The sequence below is a fragment of the Shewanella gelidimarina genome, assembly GCF_023283945.1.
In the GTDB taxonomy this organism is placed as follows: domain Bacteria; phylum Pseudomonadota; class Gammaproteobacteria; order Enterobacterales; family Shewanellaceae; genus Shewanella; species Shewanella gelidimarina.
The window spans coordinates 209,216-226,694 of sequence record NZ_JAKIKW010000002.1 but is presented as its reverse complement, the minus strand read 5'-3'; the positions used below and the strand labels follow the sequence as shown (position 1 = coordinate 226,694).

Below are 17,479 nucleotides of genomic sequence, written 5' to 3'. Positions count from 1 at the left end.
TCAATAATGACCTAATGCAACTAAGACTCTAAAATTACCGTTGCCGTGGCATAGTGCTGCTCATCTGCAATAGACAAATGCCCTCTCACGCCGCCCAGCTCAGCGAGCCTATCGGCAGCACCCGCAGTAAAAGTGACGATAGGGGCGCCATTATCATTGTTGCTGATCTCAATATGTTGAAATGACACACCTCGGCCAATCCCTGTTCCTAGTGCTTTGGCTGCAGCTTCTTTCGCAGCAAAGCGCTTAGCCAGATAGCGACTGGGGTTAGATGAATCAACAAACAAGGCATGCTCTGTCGGCGTGAGTACTCTTTTGGCTAGACGGTTATTGTGTAACTCTTGTTCTCCCGCTTTGGGGACTCGCACTTCGATACGCGCAATCTCAACAATATCTGTACCTAAGCCAACAATCATAAATCCCTCAACACTCGGCGATAGTTAAACAAAAGCCGAGAATAGCTCAGTGCTACGCTCGGCTTTAAAAGCAGCTTTAAAAACCTTTACTCGCCTCTGCGGCCTTCAAGCATTAGCTGCTTCATATCACGTACGGCAGTCGCTAAGCCATCGATAGCGGCGCGAGCGATAATCGAATGACCGATATTAAGCTCGTAAAGCTCAGGGATCGCGGCAATAGGCTTAACGTTATGGTAATGCAAACCATGACCCGCATTAACCACTAAACCTTTCCCATGGGCATAAGTTGCCATCTCGCTGATACGGCTAAGTTCAGTTGCGGTATCGGCATCTGTTAGCGCGTCTGCGTAACAACCCGTATGGATCTCAATCACAGGAGCGCCAACGGCAACAGCCGCGTCAATTTGAGTGGTATCTGCATCAATAAACAAAGAGACCTTAATGCCCTCTTGAGTCAAGCGTGCTACAGCAGCTGCAATTTTGTCTTGCTGGCCCGCAACATCAAGGCCACCTTCGGTTGTAAGCTCCTCACGTTTCTCTGGCACTAGGCAAACGTAAGCAGGCTTAATATCGCAAGCAATATCAAGCATCTCATCGGTGACAGCCATCTCGAAGTTCATGCGCGTCTTTAAGGTTTTCGCTAACGTATATACATCTCTATCGATGATATGGCGGCGATCTTCACGCAAATGGATGGTAATACCTTCAGCGCCAGCATGTTCGGCAACGGCGGCAGCATGAACAGGATCAGGATAGTTTGTACCGCGAGCTTGGCGTAGCGTAGCAATGTGGTCAATGTTAACGCCCAGTAGGATCCGGCTCATGTGTATTCCTTAAATAGACAACAATATAAAGAGGCTATTGTACTGGGAGATTTAACGTTTAGCTAGCAAGGGGCTAGTCGTTACGCCATTGAATTAGTTGATTGAAATAGTAAAGCCAAGCTTAACCCTTAGGGGGGATGTTGCTGGTACTTACCCGTTTCTTAATAAACAAGCTGCGTGAGTGCAATGGTTTATCGCCCAGCGTGGGTGCTAATAGCTGTCGCATCAGCTTCTTGGCTTCCGTTGAATGTTCGGCTGCTAGGGATTGATCCTTGAGTGCGACTAACATTGCGCCGGTAAAGAACTTGTGTTGATTAAACGCTGTCGCAACGACGGGCATAAAGCCATGTTCCATATCCAAACGGTAGAAGCCACTGGCCGTAATGAACGCCCCCGACGGATCATTCTCGAGCGATGGCATAGTGCCTAACTCTTGCAGCAATGCTAATTCAAAATAACGCAACTGGATTTGGTCAAACCCTTTTGCCATTGCGATGAGTGTTTGATGATAATTAAAAAATAGATCTTCGGCACTGTGCTGCACGGTTAGGCAGCGGATCAGCAACTCGTTAAGATAGAGACCTGAATATAAACAATCACCGCTTAACGGCACTGCTGGACTAGCAGCTTCAACTTGCTTTAAATTCTTTAAATCCGACTTGCCCTGTAATTGAAAAATGATTGGCTGGAAGGGCTGCACTATGCTGCGGATCGAATTTTTTGCGCCTCCTAGTCGTGCCACAGCGTCAACACGACCTTTACCATCAACCAGTAGGTTAACGAGTACACTAGACTCGCGAAAGGGCCGAGTATGAAGAACGTATCCACGCTCCATAATGATTAAATCCTAATGGGTAAATGCATTAAAACAACAAAAACATCATAGCATGTGTCATCTTATCGGTTGTATCCGCTCTATCTGCTCTATCCGCTCTATCCGCTCTATCGGCATTAACCGGCCTTAATCGCCTTTAACCAGCTTTTATCGGCATTTATCGGCCTTTAACCAGCTTTTATCGGCCTTTAACCCGCCTTTATCAGCTTTAACCGGCTTTTATCGGCTTTACCCGACTGTAGAGAGTTAATCACGATTCAATAAGGATAGGTATAAAAATGCCTCTTCTTATTGCTAAAAAGAGGCATTATTGTCAAGCGAAGTAAATGATTACTCGTCGCCGTAACCTAAGCTACGCAATGCGCGTTCATCATCAGCCCAACCCGATTTGACCTTAACCCACATTTCCAAGAAAACCTTGTTATCAAACAGGGTTTCCATATCAACACGGGCGGCAGAACTGATGGTCTTAATACGCTCGCCTTTATTACCAATCACCATCCGCTTTTGCGTTTCACGCTCAACCAACACTAATGCGTTGATCTGGTAAACGCCATTTTCCATCATCTTAAACTGCTCAATCTCAACCGTACAATCATAAGGCAGTTCGTCACCTAAGAAACGCATGAGTTTTTCACGAACGATTTCTGATGCCATAAATTTTTGCGAACGGTCCGTCACATAATCTTCAGGGAAGAAATGTGGAGACTCCGGCACAACCTCAACTGACATATCCAAGATACGTTGCACGTTAGTGCCTTGAGTCGCTGATATAGGCAGGATTTCATCAAAATCAAACTTTTTAGCCAACTCTTGCAGATACGGGAACAGTGCCTTTTTATCTTTAATATTGTCCACTTTATTGATGGCTAGTATCGTTTTACGGCCATCGTCACGGCTTTGTAATTTACGCAGTACCATGTCGTCATCAGCGGTCCAAGTCATGCCGTCCACCACAAAGATAACTAAGGCGACTTCGGCAAGCGAGCTGGCGGCAGCACGGTTCATTAAACGGTTAATGGCGCGCTTCTCTTCCATGTGCAAACCGGGGGTATCAATAAATACCACCTGTCGCGGACCGTCAGTATGGATCCCCATAATACGGTGTCGAGTCGTTTGTGGCTTTTTAGAGGTGATACTGACTTTTTGGCCTAACAGTTTGTTAAGTAAAGTCGATTTACCAACATTTGGTCGCCCTACTATCGCCACCATTCCGCAATAAGTCACTGCATACTTAACCGCAGATGAAGGGTTATTCATCTGCGCGAGTAAGTCATCTAGACTCGGCTCATTGCTCTCTGGTAAATCTTTGTTGTTACTCATTTCTTTATTAACTCCAACACTTGAGCGGCTGCACTTTGCTCTGCTTTTCGGCGTGAACTAGCAACCCCAGCAACGGCTTGTTTCAAGTCTTCTACAACACATTCAACGGTGAAGGTCTGCTCGTGAGCATCCCCTTCAGTATGGACGACTTTATAAATAGGCAGCGGTTTTCTGAACTTCTGCAAATGCTCTTGAAGCAAAGTCTTTGGATCTTTCTGGTTAATCGGCTCAATAATGTCCAAACGCGATGCATACCAATTAAGCACTAGCCTTCTGCAATTCTCAATTTCTGAATCAAGATAGATAGCACCAATAATGGCTTCTACCGCATCGGCTAAAATAGATTCTCGTCTAAAACCGCCACTTTTAAGTTCGCCAGGGCCAAGCTTTAGGTAATCGCCTAGCTTAAACTCAATAGCAATTTCGGCGAGCATTTTACCGCAGACTAATGTCGCTCTCATGCGGCTTAAATCGCCTTCAGTTGCTTTAGGAAACTGATGATATAGCGCATCAGAAATCACAATTGAAAGTATTGAATCACCTAAAAACTCAAGTCGTTCATTATGCTTATTAGAGGCACTTCGATGTGTTAGCGCCTGATCTAAGAATGCTTGGTCTGCAAACACATAACCTAAGGTACGGCATAGTCTAGGGATATTTTTAATCGGTTCCATATTACACAATTCCGCCTACACGGTTAAAACGTACCCCTGTTGGGATCCAAGCTGGCAATAAGTCAGCAGCCGTTCTGTCAAATTCAAAACTAATCCAAATAGCCACCGCTTTACCGACTAAGTTTTGTTCGGGTACAAAGCCCCAGAAACGACTGTCGGTGCTGTTATCGCGGTTATCACCCATCGCAAAATACTGCCCTTCTGGCACAATAAATTCAGTTAACGGTACGTTCTCTTGGCGATGATAGTAATTAATCATGTCTGGTCGAGACGGGTTAATTAAGATGTCATGAGTGACATCACCAAGCTGCTCTTTATAACGCAATAATGGCGTACCATCTTGCGAAAACTCGCCACGGTTAACCGAAACGCGCTCAACCACTTTTAATTCAGGACAAGGACTTTGACCTTCAGCACAAGCTGGTTGAATAGAAAGTTGCTTATTACGGTATACAATTCTATCGCCAGGCAAACCGACAATACGCTTGATATAGTCGATTTGTGGATTTTCAGGGTACTTGAATACCGCCACATCTCCACGCTCAGGCTTACCCGTTTCCTTTAGAGTCGAGCGCCATACAGGATCTTTAATCCCGTAACTAAACTTCTCTACCAGAATAAAGTCACCGACTAATAATGTCGGCATCATTGAGCCTGATGGGATCTGAAATGGCTCATAAATAAAAGAGCGTAGAATAAGCACAAACGCAATCACGGGAAAGATAGACTTTGCCGTTTCAACAAACGCTGACTCGCGCATGATGACTTCAATACTGTCCTCATTTAGATCAACTTCTGCAGCTTGAGCCATTGCCAACTTCTCACGACGCTTAGGCGCAAATAAAAGCGCATCCGCCATCCAAACTAGACCACTGCCTAGCGTGACAAAGACTAAAATAAGAGAAAAATAGGCTGCCATTATTAATTAACTCCTGCCAAACATAATTGGGTAGCGATGAAAATACCGCTGTCACTAAGGTTATACGCCAGTAATGAAAGCGCCGCAAACTGCGGCGCAAACTCTAGCGATATATTAACAAATCTTAATGGATTAACTTAATCATTAAGCTTTAACACTGCTAAAAACGCTTCTTGTGGTACTTCAACGTTACCCACTTGTTTCATGCGTTTCTTACCGTCTTTTTGCTTCTGCAACAGCTTCTTCTTACGCGAAATATCGCCACCATAACATTTAGCGGTAACATCTTTACGTAAAGCCTTAATAGATGAGCGGGCAATAATCTGACTACCAATAGCGGCCTGAATTGCAATATCAAACATCTGTCGAGGGATAAGCTCTTTCATCTTATCAACCAGAGCAAGACCGCGCTGACGAACACTACCTTTATGGGTGATCATCGCTAATGCGTCAACTCTGTCACCATTGATCAAGATATCAAGGCGCACCATATCTGCAGGCTCAAAGCGGCTAAAATTGTATTCAAGTGATGCATAACCACGACTGGTTGATTTTAAACGGTCAAAGAAGTCCATGACCACTTCAGCCATTGGCATGTCGTAGGTGATTGCCACTTGGTTACCGTGATAAACCATGTTGGTCTGCATGCCACGTTTTTCAACACATAAAGTAATAACGTTACCTAAGTACTCTTTAGGAACCAAAATATTGGTTTCTACGATAGGTTCGCGCATCTCTTCGATGTTGTTAATTGCAGGCAAATCAGACGGGTTATCAACGTAAATGGTCTCGCCTTTGGTACCAATCACCTCATAAACTACCGTAGGTGCTGTGGTGATCAAATCGAGGTCGTATTCACGTTCTAAACGCTCTTGGACAATCTCCATATGGAGTAAACCCAAGAAGCCGATGCGGAAACCAAAACCAAGTGCTGATGATGTTTCAGGCTCAAAGAACAACGAAGCATCATTGAGGCTTAGCTTGTTCAATGCATCACGAAAGCTCTCGTAATCGTCAGTCGATATTGGGAAAACACCCGCGTAAACCTGTGGTTTAACTTTCTTAAATCCAGGTAATGGCTCAAGTGCACCATTTTTGGCAAGCGTCAGCGTATCACCCACTGGAGCGCCATGAATTTCTTTTATGCCGGCGATAACAAAACCAACTTCACCCGTATTGAGCTCGTCAGTATCGGTCTGTTTAGGGGTAAAGATACCCACTCGGTCAGCCGTATGGTTTTGCCCCGTAGACATGACTTTAAACTTATCGCCTTTTTTCAGCTTGCCGTGCTTAATACGAACAAGTGAAACGACGCCTAAATAGCTGTCAAACCATGAGTCAATGATCAAGGCTTGAAGAGGCGCATCTGGATCGCCTTCAGGTGGCGGAATTTGTGCCACGATGACTTCAAGTACTTCTGCAATACCTACACCCGTTTTAGCGGAGCAGCGCACGGCATCAGCGGCTTCAATACCAACAATATCTTCAATCTCTTCTGCAACGCGCTCTGGATCAGCTTGTGGCAAATCGATTTTGTTTAAGACAGGGACAACGTCCAATTTCATCTCTAAGGCGGTATAACAGTTGGCGACCGTTTGTGCTTCAACCCCCTGTCCTGCGTCAACGACCAATAGCGCGCCTTCACAAGCCGCTAAGGAACGTGACACCTCATAAGAGAAATCGACGTGACCAGGTGTATCAATAAAGTTGAGCTGGTAAGTTTCACCATCATTAGCCTTATAATCCAAAGTCACGCTTTGCGCTTTAATAGTAATACCGCGCTCACGTTCTAGATCCATTGAATCTAAAACCTGGGAAGCCATTTCACGATCGGATAAACCACCGCAATCTTGGATAAGGCGATCTGAGAGTGTTGATTTGCCATGGTCAATATGGGCAATAATCGAAAAGTTTCTAATATGCTTCATTATGCGGGATGACTAAACTCGAAGTTGAAAAACAATTTTTAAGGTGCAGAATTGTACCCGATTGCGGCTTTAATACCAATTTTTAAAATGATTTTACAATGGAATATTAAACCCGCGGCTACGTAACTGCGGTTATTGCGCTATATCTATTGGTGTTCCAAGCGATTTAATGATGATTGGCAGTGCCCTTTCCTCTAGCGCTTTAGCAAACTTCTTTCCTACAGCCCAAGCACTTACGCCCCCAATCAACGCCCCTATTATCGATAATAGGTCTTGATTGACATCAACAGCAGCCGCTAAAACGTTGCCACTATAAGCGCCAATAAAGAAACCCATTAATGGCAGCATATAAACTAATAAAGCCGCTTTTAGAATAACGCTTTCAGGAAGGCCAAGCTTTAAGCGCTCCCCTTTAGCTAAAACACGTTCAGTTTGAATCGAAAAACGCTGAACTTTTGAAGAAAAGGCTTTTGCGACTGCAGAAGTGCCACACGAATCACCACTTTCACAGTGATTACAGGCACTCTTCATCTCAACCTCTACAACGACCCAGCCAGAGTTGCCATTAGCGACAACTTTGGCGATCTCTTCCATCATAATCTTGTACCTTCTATTGCAGCATAATGCTCTTGGCAATACGGCTCAGTGTTTCCGCAGGCACTTTCCCCACAGCAACAACCTCTGCATTACCGACACGCTCAGTGGCAAGTGATAAGCCATTTCGTGTGACTAGCTCCTCTGGGAGTGACGCTTCACCCGCTTTGGCGACATAGACAGAAATACTGGCTAAACCATCACTAATGGCAATATATTCAACCGCATCTTTACTGCCAATTAATCGATGTTGATCTTTTACGAGGATTTTAAAGCCTTCTGGCAACCAGCCGAACTTCCAATCTTCGCCAGCGGCACGCTCTGACTGCGCCATAACTGCAGGCCACTCTTGCTTGTGTGCCTCTTTCAATATCGAAGGAACATCTTCCAACACCAAGAGCTCAACCACTAAAAGCTGCTCCAAGAGCTGTTTGTCATCATTAATCATATCGAATCGTAACGGTAAATAAGTATCCATATCTAACCAGACCTGATAACCGTAACGATTAGTATCATTAGGTATAATGCGCACTAATTGCCCAGGTCTTCCGGCTATTCTGCTACGTCCACCCAACACAAACTTATACCCAGCTTCAAGCTTAGAGACATCATCAGCAAAGGCTGCAGGAATTACACCTTGAATACGATTCGCGTGGACGCTATAGGCGGGTTGATCATGCTCAATGAATGTAACGGTATTACCAACACGCACCGCATTTTTGGGTGGTCCATTGAGATGCTCTAAAAAAGCCACTTCTTGACCATCAACTTTGCCATGGATATACACCAACGGACGAATATGATCGGCTTGAATTTGGATAAGGGAGATTTTGAATTCTTGTTCACGCAGCGCTTGGCTCATATTTTCTAGCCAAGCTTTGGCGGGTATGTCTTCCTGCGCCATCGCGGGAAGACTTATGGCTAAGATAGCCAATAGGATTAGACGCAAGCGAGCTCCTTGTTACTGATTGACAGGTATTGTATCTACCTCGCCATTGTCCTCTATATTCACACCATTATTCAATCTCTGTTGTAACATATGATCTTGAATATAGGCATTGATACGACGACGCTGGTCTATAACTTGCTCATTTGTATAGCTCTGGTTTTGCTGAACTGCGCCAGTTTGCAGGCTCACCGGCGATGCACTACCCATTAATGGGCGAGTACTCAATACAGGTAATGGTGAGTTATCCAGTAACGTTTCTTGATTGTAATTTTGGACACCAACCACAGCCACCATAGCAACCGTTGCCGCAATCGCATATTGGCCAAATTGTTTGAAAAATGGCACAACGTTACTGGTTGCAGGCTTGGTTTTAACTGTCGATTGTTTCGGCGCTACAATTGCAGGCTCGTCATCAATAGCAGCCATAATACTGGCACTGAGATCAACTGATACTGTTTGTGGCAATTCACCACGCATCGCATCACCAATCATATGATAATCACGCCACTGTTCATGTGAATCTGTGTCAGCCGCTAACTCAGCTAACATTTGCTCGTCGAGTTCACCATCGACTGCAGCAGAGACCCATTCCTGACCTAATCTATCCATTTTTCACCTATCTTTATCAAGGATGCTAGCGTTCTAGCAACGGCTTAAGCTTTTTATCGATTGCCTCTCGCGCTCTGAAGATCCGAGATCTTACAGTGCCTACAGGGCAATCCATGACATTAGCAATCTCTTCGTAACTCATACCATCAAGTTCTCTCAGTGAGATTGCCATCTTCAATTCTTCTGGCAATGTGTCTAAAGTGTCGAAAACGACCTTTTGAATCTCTTCAGACAAGAGTAACCGTTCAGGAGATGCAAACTCCTTTAACGCGTCACTACCATCATAATACTCGGCTTCTTCAGCATCGATATCATTCGCAGGCGTTCGACGCCCTTGTGCGACCAGATGATTCTTTGCAGTATTGACTGCAATGCGATACAACCACGTGTAAAACGCACTCTCGCCCCTAAAGTTCGGTAACGCTCGATATGCTTTAATAAAAGCTTCTTGCGACACATCTGCAACGTCTGCCTGATTTCGCACATAGCGCGATATCAGATTTGCGACCTTGTTTTGATATTTTTGTACCAAAAGGTTAAAAGCGTTCTTATCACCACGCTGTACGCGCTCAACTAACTGTTGATCACTTATTTGTCCACTCATCCGAGCCGACTACTCCTAAATCTAATACTGATTTCTCAGCCGCTCGAATCATATTCACTTATGTAGACTAGCGAGTTTCAAAAAAGTTCTATAAAAATTTGCAAAGATGTCATTTTCTTTTCAGGGGAAGCAACTAATATCCTATTTACAGCCTAATATCAGGCTAACAAATCGCTTTCATCCACGGCTTGTTCAGGCAGTCAGTTTCTTATCATCAGCATATTGACACTCAATATGCATTCTCCCACATTCGAATCAAGCATACCTTACCAATTTAAGCCACTGATACCAGCAAGTTTATCACCGGGGTAAGTAACAATATGCACCTTACACAACACATATATAATGAGTGTAAAATCTAAACCAAACAGAAATGGACCCTTGATAAGTATCCATATGAGACTTCTTGGTTTAACATAGTCCGAACTCCCCGATCACTCTATGATACCTGATGAAACAAGTAGTTGAACACCAATCTGACCTTTTGGTTATTGGCAGTGGTGCTGCCGGTCTTACTTTAGCTCTACATCTTGCTGAAAAATCGAAGGTTATTTTACTTTCCAAAGGCCCTCTCAGTGAAGGTTCGACCTATTACGCCCAGGGCGGTATAGCCTCTGTTTTCGATGAAGATGACACTATTGAGTCTCATGTTGCCGACACTTTAGTCGCCGGAGCAGGACTTTGTGACGAGCCGGTGGTTAAATTTACCGCTGAAAATGCCAAATCAGCCATGCAATGGCTAATTGACTGTGGTGTTGCTTTTGATAAAGAAGAAACTGTCGATGGTAGCTCAGAAGAGGCGCCGTATCATTTAACGCGTGAAGGTGGTCATAGCCATCGACGTATTTTGCATGCAGCAGATGCCACAGGGAAAGAAGTGCAAATCACACTTCAAGAGCAAGCAAGCCGTCACCCCAATATTCAAGTACTAGAACGTTACAACGCTATTGATTTAATCACCACCCGAAAATTAAACCGCCCAGGCAATCGAGTACAAGGTGCTTATGTCTGGAATCGTGACTTAGAGCAGGTAGAAACAATCAAAGCACGGTTTGTCGCATTAGCGACGGGAGGTTGTTCTAAAGTATACCAATACACCTCAAACCCCGATGTCGCATCTGGCGATGGCATTGCTATGGCTTGGCGTTCAGGCTGCCGTGTTGCCAATATGGAATTTAATCAGTTTCACCCAACCTGCTTATATCACGCCGATGCGCGCAACTTTTTGATGACAGAAGCCTTAAGAGGCGAAGGCGCATTTTTACGCCGTCCAGATGGCAGCCGCTTTATGCCAGAGTTTGATGAAAGAGCCGAGCTCGCACCCCGTGATATCGTCGCTCGCACAATAGACTATGAGATGAAACGTTTAGGCGCAGATTGTGTGTATTTAGACATTACTCACAAACCGGCAGATTTCGTTATTAAGCATTTCCCTACCATCTATAAGCGCTGTCTTGAGTTTGGTATCGATATTACCACTGACCCGATCCCTGTCGTGCCAGCCGCGCACTATACCTGCGGTGGCGTTATGACTGATTTACACGGTCAGACAGATTTAAATGGTTTATATGCCATCGGCGAAGTCGCCTATACCGGGCTACACGGTGCCAACCGTCTTGCCAGTAATTCATTGCTTGAATGTCTTGTTTTTGCCCGAGCTGCAGCTGAAGATATTGAAAGCCAGCTTGGCAAAATCCCCATGCCGGGAACCCTTCCCGCGTGGGATGAAAGCCAAGTATCGAATTCAGATGAAGAGGTTGTTATCGCACATAACTGGCATGAGCTTCGGCTATTTATGTGGGATTATGTTGGTATCGTTCGCTCAGATAAACGTTTAGAGCGCGCCTTAAGACGTTGCGCCATGTTACAGCAAGAGATCCAAGAGTATTACAGCAACTTTAGAGTCAGTAATAACCTGTTAGAGTTGCGTAATCTTGTCCAAGTTGCCGAACTCATCATCCGTAGCGCAATGGAGCGAAAAGAGAGCCGTGGTTTGCACTACAACATTGATCATCCGAATAAAGACCCGTCACCTAAACCGACTATATTGCAGCCCAAGTAGTAAAGCATAACAAGTGCTAGTTGATCTGGCTTTGGTAAGATTGCAGTAGCAGACGACACAAATGGCGATAATTTGTGTCGTTCAACATATCAGCCCACACCACCAGTCTTTTGACCTTTGTGTCACATTGGATATCAAACATCACCGCAAACGGAGTCACTATAGGTTTACCTTTGAGCACAAAACACTGCTGTTGATTAAGCCGACCATTGCCTTCTGCTGATAATACAAACTGACAAGACCAGTGTTTTAATTGCCAAAACTGCCAACTAAAGTAAGCGGTGCACAGGGTAAAGAGCAGTGATTTACTCAAAAGATAAGTGATTGATTCACCATAGGGCCAAATCAGGAAGGAAATTAAACAGATACTTGCAATAACGACCAACGAGAGTCGCTGGCCGAAAGAACTGGAAAGATAAAAACTATGCTGCTGGGCGACCACGAACTCTAATAATCATCTCAGCGAATTCAGGATCTTTGCAGACTTCATGCCCCATAAACCACGCAAAAAGCTCTGGGTCTTCAGACTCTAAAAGCTTTACAAAAATATCTTTGTCAGCATTAGACATCGCTTCATAATGCTGCTCAACAAAAGGCTGTAACAACACATCTAGCTCTAACATGCCTCTACGACAAGCCCATCTAACTCTAGCTATTTTCATGGGTTCTGGCATTGATTCTGACAAGTTTATTACTCCACTCTTTTACAATGCCGTTAGTGTATACCCAAATGGCCTTTAGGAAAATAGGATGATTATAGTTGCTGAACTTTTACATCTTTGCCGGCAAAGAGTTCTGAAAAATCGGTACTCAATAAACGCTTCACCGCTGGGTGTTGGATCATGCGTTCAGCAAACATCACATGATACACCTCTTTAATATCGGTCGTTTCGCCAAGCAGCGTCATCCCATGCGCTAAAATGTCTTGCTTGTATATTGATGGTGCCACGAATATGCCTTGCTTAAAAAACCCAAAGGCTTTCATCATAGCCGCATCATCAAACTCACCTAATATGCTGACATTTAAATTTTTCTCATCAAACCAGCGCACGAGTTGCTGTCCCAACGAAGTCCCTCTACTGGGGATCAGTAGCTTGCCTTGCTCTAAACACTCTGGAAAGGGTTTTGAATACGTCTCAGCAGAGAAAAAAGCAATCCCACACTCCCCTAACTGTTTAGAGAGTATCTCTGGATATTTAAGGCTTTCACCCGCGCAATCAGATAAAATCATATCCAACTTATGCGCCCTAAGTCGCTCCATTAAGCTTTCATGCGTGGCCTCGTAACAGGCTAAATGCATCGAACCATCACTAGGAACCACTGACAATAGTACCCGGCTCGTTAGTGCTTTTGACAGCGCAGCAGCAATACCCACCTCAAACCGTATGTTGTCGTCTTTCTGATAGTTCAGCAGATCTAGCATCTCATAGCTAAGGCTAAACATTTTATCTGCGTAACGAAATACCAGTTCACCAAGTTCAGTAGGCTCTAATGACCTGCCAACGCGCTTGAATAAACTACCTTTAAGGCTGCTCTCCAACACTCGGATCTGGCCTGTCACTGTTTGCGGTGTTAAGCATAATGCCTCAGCGGCTTTCGCAACCGAGCCTTGCTTTTGGATCATCCAAAAATAGTACAGATGGTTATAGTTAAGATTTGCCATATAAAAATGCCATTGTTAATACGCAAACAGGGTGACAACAATGTCACCCCGTAATGCTATTGAGCTACTTTAAACGTTGGCAGTCCATAAGACCAAACATCGCCGTTGACAAATCTTCCGTGCTTTCAATCTTACCGACACTAAAAGCTTCAGCAAGTCCTGCGACTAACTCATCTCTATCAGGGATCCGGTTTTGACAGAAGGTCCGGTTTGCCTCTTGAAAACGCTTACCACCTCTATATTTGAGCGCGCGCGATTCATAATCATTGGACTCTAAACGCTCACCCACTGCCGCACCTTTGAACATAAGGGCACCATCAACGATACCTTCAAGATAATTCTGGCAATGAATATTTTTTATATCTTCATTGCAGGCATCAATTTGTGACGCTGAAACAGTAGTGCTAAAACCCAATGCTAATACCAGTGTTAATAGGACTATTCTCATGCTTTCTCTCCTTTCTTAGGCAACACGCTAGATAACCAAAAGTATCCTATCGTTGCCGAGGCAAATGAACCTAACAGAATGCCCAGTCTCGCATAATCGCCATACATCTGCCCTTCACCAACAAAGGCAAGCGAGGAGATAAACATAGACATTGTAAAACCAATACCACACATCACTGCCACCGGCATTATCTGCTTCCAACCGACGCCATCAGGCAAAACAGCTAGCTTAAGTTTTACAGCCAGAACACTAAATAACATAATACCCAATGGCTTACCTATAAGCAGACCGAGTGCGATCCCTAATGGCACTGGCGATAGCAATGAACTTAAGCTCATGCCTCCTAAGTCGACCCCTGCGTTAGCGAAAGCAAAGATTGGCAAGATGATGAACGTGCTCCAAGGGTGTAAACCATGTTCTAAACTTTCTGATGGTGATGAACCATCTTTAGCGCGCAGTGGAATACAAAAAGCAATAATCACACCCGCTAAAGTGGCATGCACTCCAGACTTCAACACCGCGATCCACAAAATCATGCCTAATACACCGTAGGGACCAAGCGCAGTAATACCTTTACGGTTAAGCCCTACCAGACCCACAATTGCCGCAGCCGCAATCAACAAGCTTATGGTCGATAAATCAGTGCTATAGAACAATGCGATAATAACCACGACGCCTAAATCATCGATAATGGCCAACGCTAACAAAAACACTTTTAAAGAAACCGGAACTCGACTGCCTAAAAGTGCCATTATCCCCAATGCAAAAGCAATATCAGTCGCAGCAGGAATAGCCCAACCCACTTGCGTAATAGGGTCAGAGTAATTAAAGATGAGATATACTGCGGCAGGGAAAACCATGCCACCGATTGCAGCAAAGGTAGGTAATGAAGCCTGTGCTCGACTCGATAATGCCCCTTCTAACAGTTCTCTTTTCACTTCTAAACCAATAAGCATAAAGAAAAGAGCCATAAGGCCATCATTAATCCAGTGAATTAATGTTTTATCAATATCTAAACTGCCGACACGCACTTGCATCTCGGTATCAAGAAACCCCTGATACATTCCCGCTAAAGGCGAGTTTGCTAAAATCATTGCTAGCACAACAGCAATCATTAAAAGAATGCCGCCTGCTGACTCTTGGCTTAAAAAATTCCTAATAGCCCGTTCCATATTACGCTCCATAAAATCTCAATGTAACGAGTGTAGCCGATTACATACGATCTGAATATTCGTTTGCGTCAGCTTGATACATCGGAATATCCGAAGTATCAAGTGTAAGCCTGAGATGACTAAATATCAATTGGGAAAGTGGATAATGAAAGATGAGGAAGTAATTAACGCATATTATTTTGAAAACACACTATTTAAAGGGGTGAAATGAGTAAACTATCTATGCAGTACAACTTTTTCTGCTGAAATGCTGACTAAACATTCAGTTTTACAAACTGACTCGCCTCGAAAATATCGACCAAAGCGAGTCTATAAAGTGCGAATTAGACAGAGAACGGGTATTTGATACCCTCGTGATGCTCATAACCTGTCACTTCAAAATCAGCCATTGTTACCCATGTCTCCAAATCTTCTAACGACTTAATATCAGGGTTAATAGATAACTTGGGTGATCCAAATGGACTGCGCGTTAACTGCACATTTTGCATCAACTCTAACTGATCTTCATAAATGTGAGCATTTACTATTTTGTGATAAGCAGTACCCGCTTTAAAACCGGTGATCTGCGCAATTAACGCCAAGAGTGTAAACACTTGTACTTGATTAAAGTTAAGCCCAAGTGGCACATCACAAGAGCGTTGAAAGCTAGTCAGATGCAAAGTATCACCCAGTAATGAAAAATTATGCGTGTGCATACAAGGTCTTAAACATCCCATATGAAACTCGCCAGGATTATAAAAGCTGAGGATCTCGCCTCTATCATCAATGCCTTTAGACAAGTTATCGACTATCTTACGTAATTGATCTATTGAGCCACCGTCAGGTTTATTCCAACTTCGGCCTTGGACGCCATATACCCGTCCCATATCATCAGTTCCTTTACGGTATGGGTTATCGAGCCACGCTTGATTATCGTTAGCATTAGCATCCCAAGTTTTGGCTCCAATACTACGAAAATCTGCCGCATTGTTATAGCCACGAATGTAGCCCAGCATCTCGGCAATCGCTGCTTTCCAGAAACTCTTTCGCGTGGTAATTAACGGAAATTCATTCTTATCTACGTGGTAAACCAAGTCAGCATTGATCACAGTAAGGCACCGTTTCCCGGTACGACTATTTTCAACCCATGTGCCTTCATCAATGATCCTTTGACAAAGTTCTAAATACTGTTTCATGACAATTTACCTATAAAAACAAAGACCGATTTGAAGTCGGTTTGATTACAATGACAAGCGACTCTCATTGTGAAGTCGCATTAAGTGAGTGCCAGCTTCAAGCCAACAAAGGCCAAAAAGACTGCAAATATTTTTTTCAGCTTGGCGGTTGGCCAATTGGTTGCGGCCTTGGCACCTAATGGTGCAATTAACATCGATGTCGTTACAATACCAAGTAACGCGGGGAGATAGATAAAGCCTAACGTCCCTTCTGGTAATGAAGCAACATTCCAGCCAGCCAATGTATAGCCGATGCTACCAAAGAGTGCGATGAGCAAACCCGTTGCTGATGAAAAGCCAATAGCATAACGCATCTGCAACCCACACCAAGTCAGGAACGGGATCAGTAATACACCACCACCAATTCCCATCAATCCAGCGATGAGCGCGATCATTACCGCAGCAAAAAAGAGAGCCGTGGTGCTAGGCATTGCACGATTAGAGTTCGGTCTGATTGGGAAAGCCATTTGGACTGCCATCAACATGACAAAAACGGCAAAGATTTGCTGTAACAGATTTGCGGCAATCAGTTCAGAAATAAAACCTGAGCAGATCGCGCCAAGGACAAATCCTGGCAGCATGGTTCTAAAAAGCTGCCAAGGAATGTTTTCGCGTTTATGGTGAGCACGAGCAGAAGACAGTGATGTAAGAATAATGGCAGCGAGTGATGTTGCTATCGCAACATGTGGCAGATGTTCAGCAGGAACCCCCACTTTGGGTAATATATGCAATAGCGCAGGTACCGCTATTAACCCACCACCAATACCTAATAACCCCGCCATAAAGCCAATGACAGCACCAAGCACGAGACATATACTAAATATAAAAAGCCAGCTTTCCACGCTAATACCCTTAAAATATTCGATTGTGCCACAAGCTTAAAGCAATAGGCTGAGTTAGTTAATAGCTAATCATACCAATTGTATTAAGTATCTGTTCATTCCGTAGGAAGCGCTCAAGCATTCCACTTCTGCTTTGCATTGGCTCACTAGGGAATAACTATTATTTCGTCAATGCGCCTTGAATTGAAAAGCATGGGCATTGCTGAATTGACGACTGACTCAATGCAATTGATTAGGGGCTGTTGATCTTTCGAGCTTGGTTTTTGTTCGACTATTTCACGTAAATAATAATGATTTTAGTACAAGGCTTGAGCTTTTCGCTTAGCTAGCTAAGCGAAAAGCGCGTAACGCATTCTAGTCATAAAAGACTAAAAGCATTGAAACGAACCCTAAGGGCCGCGCT

The 17,479-nt window shown here is 44.1% G+C and carries 19 protein-coding genes; 1 reads left to right on the top strand and 18 read right to left on the bottom strand.

The window, feature by feature from the left end; all coding sequences use genetic code 11:
* Positions 1 to 20 precede the first annotated feature (20 nt).
* The 11 genes from acpS to rpoE all read right to left on the bottom strand — a co-directional run bounded on the left by acpS (position 21) and on the right by rpoE (position 9,675).
* A complete protein-coding gene (gene acpS, locus L2729_RS02875) occupies positions 21 to 416 on the bottom strand; it encodes a holo-ACP synthase (RefSeq protein ID WP_248986891.1) in 396 nt (131 codons plus the stop codon).
* A gap of 86 nt (positions 417 to 502) precedes the next feature.
* Positions 503 to 1,240: a pyridoxine 5'-phosphate synthase gene (gene pdxJ, locus L2729_RS02870; RefSeq protein ID WP_248986890.1), complete on the bottom strand. Its 738-nt coding sequence runs from the start codon at positions 1,238 to 1,240 to the stop codon at positions 503 to 505.
* A 121-nt stretch (positions 1,241 to 1,361) separates the two neighbouring features.
* A complete protein-coding gene (gene recO, locus L2729_RS02865; RefSeq protein WP_248986889.1) occupies positions 1,362 to 2,075 on the bottom strand; it encodes a DNA repair protein RecO in 714 nt (237 codons plus the stop codon).
* Positions 2,076 to 2,405: 330 nt separating this feature from the next.
* A complete protein-coding gene (era, locus tag L2729_RS02860; RefSeq protein WP_101090481.1) occupies positions 2,406 to 3,398 on the bottom strand; it encodes a GTPase Era in 993 nt (330 codons plus the stop codon).
* Entirely contained in the window at positions 3,395 to 4,072 is a 678-nt protein-coding gene (rnc, locus tag L2729_RS02855; protein ID WP_101090482.1) for a ribonuclease III, read from the bottom strand. Before rnc ends, era begins: the two co-directional genes overlap by 4 nt.
* A gap of 1 nt (position 4,073) precedes the next feature.
* Complete coding sequence (lepB, locus tag L2729_RS02850; RefSeq protein ID WP_248986888.1) at positions 4,074 to 4,991, bottom strand: signal peptidase I; 918 nt, start codon at positions 4,989 to 4,991, stop codon at positions 4,074 to 4,076.
* Positions 4,992 to 5,128: 137 nt separating this feature from the next.
* On the bottom strand, positions 5,129 to 6,919 hold the full coding sequence (gene lepA / locus L2729_RS02845; protein WP_248986887.1) for a translation elongation factor 4: 1,791 nt from the start codon (positions 6,917 to 6,919) through the stop codon (positions 5,129 to 5,131).
* A gap of 132 nt (positions 6,920 to 7,051) precedes the next feature.
* Positions 7,052 to 7,516: a SoxR reducing system RseC family protein gene (locus L2729_RS02840; protein WP_248986886.1), complete on the bottom strand. Its 465-nt coding sequence runs from the start codon at positions 7,514 to 7,516 to the stop codon at positions 7,052 to 7,054.
* Positions 7,517 to 7,529: 13 nt separating this feature from the next.
* Entirely contained in the window at positions 7,530 to 8,462 is a 933-nt protein-coding gene (locus L2729_RS02835) for a MucB/RseB C-terminal domain-containing protein (protein WP_248986885.1), read from the bottom strand.
* A 12-nt stretch (positions 8,463 to 8,474) separates the two neighbouring features.
* Positions 8,475 to 9,071 carry a sigma-E factor negative regulatory protein gene (locus tag L2729_RS02830; RefSeq protein WP_248986884.1) on the bottom strand — a complete coding sequence of 199 codons (597 nt, stop codon included), beginning with the start codon at positions 9,069 to 9,071 and terminating at the stop codon, positions 8,475 to 8,477.
* A 25-nt stretch (positions 9,072 to 9,096) separates the two neighbouring features.
* A complete protein-coding gene (gene rpoE, locus L2729_RS02825) occupies positions 9,097 to 9,675 on the bottom strand; it encodes an RNA polymerase sigma factor RpoE (protein ID WP_101090488.1) in 579 nt (192 codons plus the stop codon).
* A gap of 451 nt (positions 9,676 to 10,126) precedes the next feature.
* Between rpoE and nadB the strand changes: the two genes are divergently transcribed.
* Positions 10,127 to 11,737 carry an L-aspartate oxidase gene (gene nadB / locus L2729_RS02820; protein WP_248986883.1) on the top strand — a complete coding sequence of 537 codons (1,611 nt, stop codon included), beginning with the start codon at positions 10,127 to 10,129 and terminating at the stop codon, positions 11,735 to 11,737.
* A 16-nt stretch (positions 11,738 to 11,753) separates the two neighbouring features.
* Here the strand turns inward: nadB and L2729_RS02815 are convergent, their stop codons facing one another.
* The 7 genes from L2729_RS02815 to L2729_RS02785 form a co-directional block, all read right to left on the bottom strand.
* Positions 11,754 to 12,179: a protein YgfX gene (locus L2729_RS02815; RefSeq protein WP_248986882.1), complete on the bottom strand. Its 426-nt coding sequence runs from the start codon at positions 12,177 to 12,179 to the stop codon at positions 11,754 to 11,756.
* Positions 12,160 to 12,411 (bottom strand): FAD assembly factor SdhE, encoded by a 252-nt coding sequence (locus tag L2729_RS02810; protein ID WP_248987001.1) that lies wholly within the window; start codon positions 12,409 to 12,411, stop codon positions 12,160 to 12,162. Before L2729_RS02810 ends, L2729_RS02815 begins: the two co-directional genes overlap by 20 nt.
* Before the next feature lie 80 nt (positions 12,412 to 12,491).
* On the bottom strand, positions 12,492 to 13,400 hold the full coding sequence (gene nhaR / locus L2729_RS02805; protein ID WP_248986881.1) for a transcriptional activator NhaR: 909 nt from the start codon (positions 13,398 to 13,400) through the stop codon (positions 12,492 to 12,494).
* A 64-nt stretch (positions 13,401 to 13,464) separates the two neighbouring features.
* On the bottom strand, positions 13,465 to 13,848 hold the full coding sequence (locus L2729_RS02800; RefSeq protein WP_248986880.1) for a hypothetical protein: 384 nt from the start codon (positions 13,846 to 13,848) through the stop codon (positions 13,465 to 13,467).
* Complete coding sequence (gene nhaA, locus L2729_RS02795; RefSeq protein ID WP_101090493.1) at positions 13,845 to 15,020, bottom strand: Na+/H+ antiporter NhaA; 1,176 nt, start codon at positions 15,018 to 15,020, stop codon at positions 13,845 to 13,847. Before nhaA ends, L2729_RS02800 begins: the two co-directional genes overlap by 4 nt.
* 323 nt (positions 15,021 to 15,343) lie before the next feature.
* Positions 15,344 to 16,195, bottom strand: a complete 852-nt coding sequence (locus L2729_RS02790) for a thymidylate synthase (protein ID WP_248986879.1) — start codon at positions 16,193 to 16,195, stop codon at positions 15,344 to 15,346.
* A gap of 80 nt (positions 16,196 to 16,275) precedes the next feature.
* Positions 16,276 to 17,076, bottom strand: a complete 801-nt coding sequence (locus L2729_RS02785) for a sulfite exporter TauE/SafE family protein (RefSeq protein ID WP_248986878.1) — start codon at positions 17,074 to 17,076, stop codon at positions 16,276 to 16,278.
* Between the last annotated feature and the right edge of the window lie 403 nt (positions 17,077 to 17,479).

Coding starts and splice junctions, on each gene's coding strand:
- rnc (WP_101090482.1), bottom strand. CDS start 4,072: ATGGAACCGATTAAAAATATCCCTAGACTATGCCGTACCTTAGGTTAT.
- nhaA (WP_101090493.1), bottom strand. CDS start 15,020: ATGGAACGGGCTATTAGGAATTTTTTAAGCCAAGAGTCAGCAGGCGGC.
- acpS (WP_248986891.1), bottom strand. CDS start 416: ATGATTGTTGGCTTAGGTACAGATATTGTTGAGATTGCGCGTATCGAA.
- L2729_RS02840 (WP_248986886.1), bottom strand. CDS start 7,516: ATGATGGAAGAGATCGCCAAAGTTGTCGCTAATGGCAACTCTGGCTGG.
- pdxJ (WP_248986890.1), bottom strand. CDS start 1,240: ATGAGCCGGATCCTACTGGGCGTTAACATTGACCACATTGCTACGCTA.
- L2729_RS02790 (WP_248986879.1), bottom strand. CDS start 16,195: ATGAAACAGTATTTAGAACTTTGTCAAAGGATCATTGATGAAGGCACA.
- L2729_RS02800 (WP_248986880.1), bottom strand. CDS start 13,848: ATGAGAATAGTCCTATTAACACTGGTATTAGCATTGGGTTTTAGCACT.
- lepA (WP_248986887.1), bottom strand. CDS start 6,919: ATGAAGCATATTAGAAACTTTTCGATTATTGCCCATATTGACCATGGC.
- era (WP_101090481.1), bottom strand. CDS start 3,398: ATGAGTAACAACAAAGATTTACCAGAGAGCAATGAGCCGAGTCTAGAT.
- nadB (WP_248986883.1), top strand. CDS start 10,127: ATGAAACAAGTAGTTGAACACCAATCTGACCTTTTGGTTATTGGCAGT.
- lepB (WP_248986888.1), bottom strand. CDS start 4,991: ATGGCAGCCTATTTTTCTCTTATTTTAGTCTTTGTCACGCTAGGCAGT.
- L2729_RS02830 (WP_248986884.1), bottom strand. CDS start 9,071: ATGGATAGATTAGGTCAGGAATGGGTCTCTGCTGCAGTCGATGGTGAA.
- rpoE (WP_101090488.1), bottom strand. CDS start 9,675: ATGAGTGGACAAATAAGTGATCAACAGTTAGTTGAGCGCGTACAGCGT.
- recO (WP_248986889.1), bottom strand. CDS start 2,075: ATGGAGCGTGGATACGTTCTTCATACTCGGCCCTTTCGCGAGTCTAGT.
- L2729_RS02810 (WP_248987001.1), bottom strand. CDS start 12,411: ATGCCAGAACCCATGAAAATAGCTAGAGTTAGATGGGCTTGTCGTAGA.
- nhaR (WP_248986881.1), bottom strand. CDS start 13,400: ATGGCAAATCTTAACTATAACCATCTGTACTATTTTTGGATGATCCAA.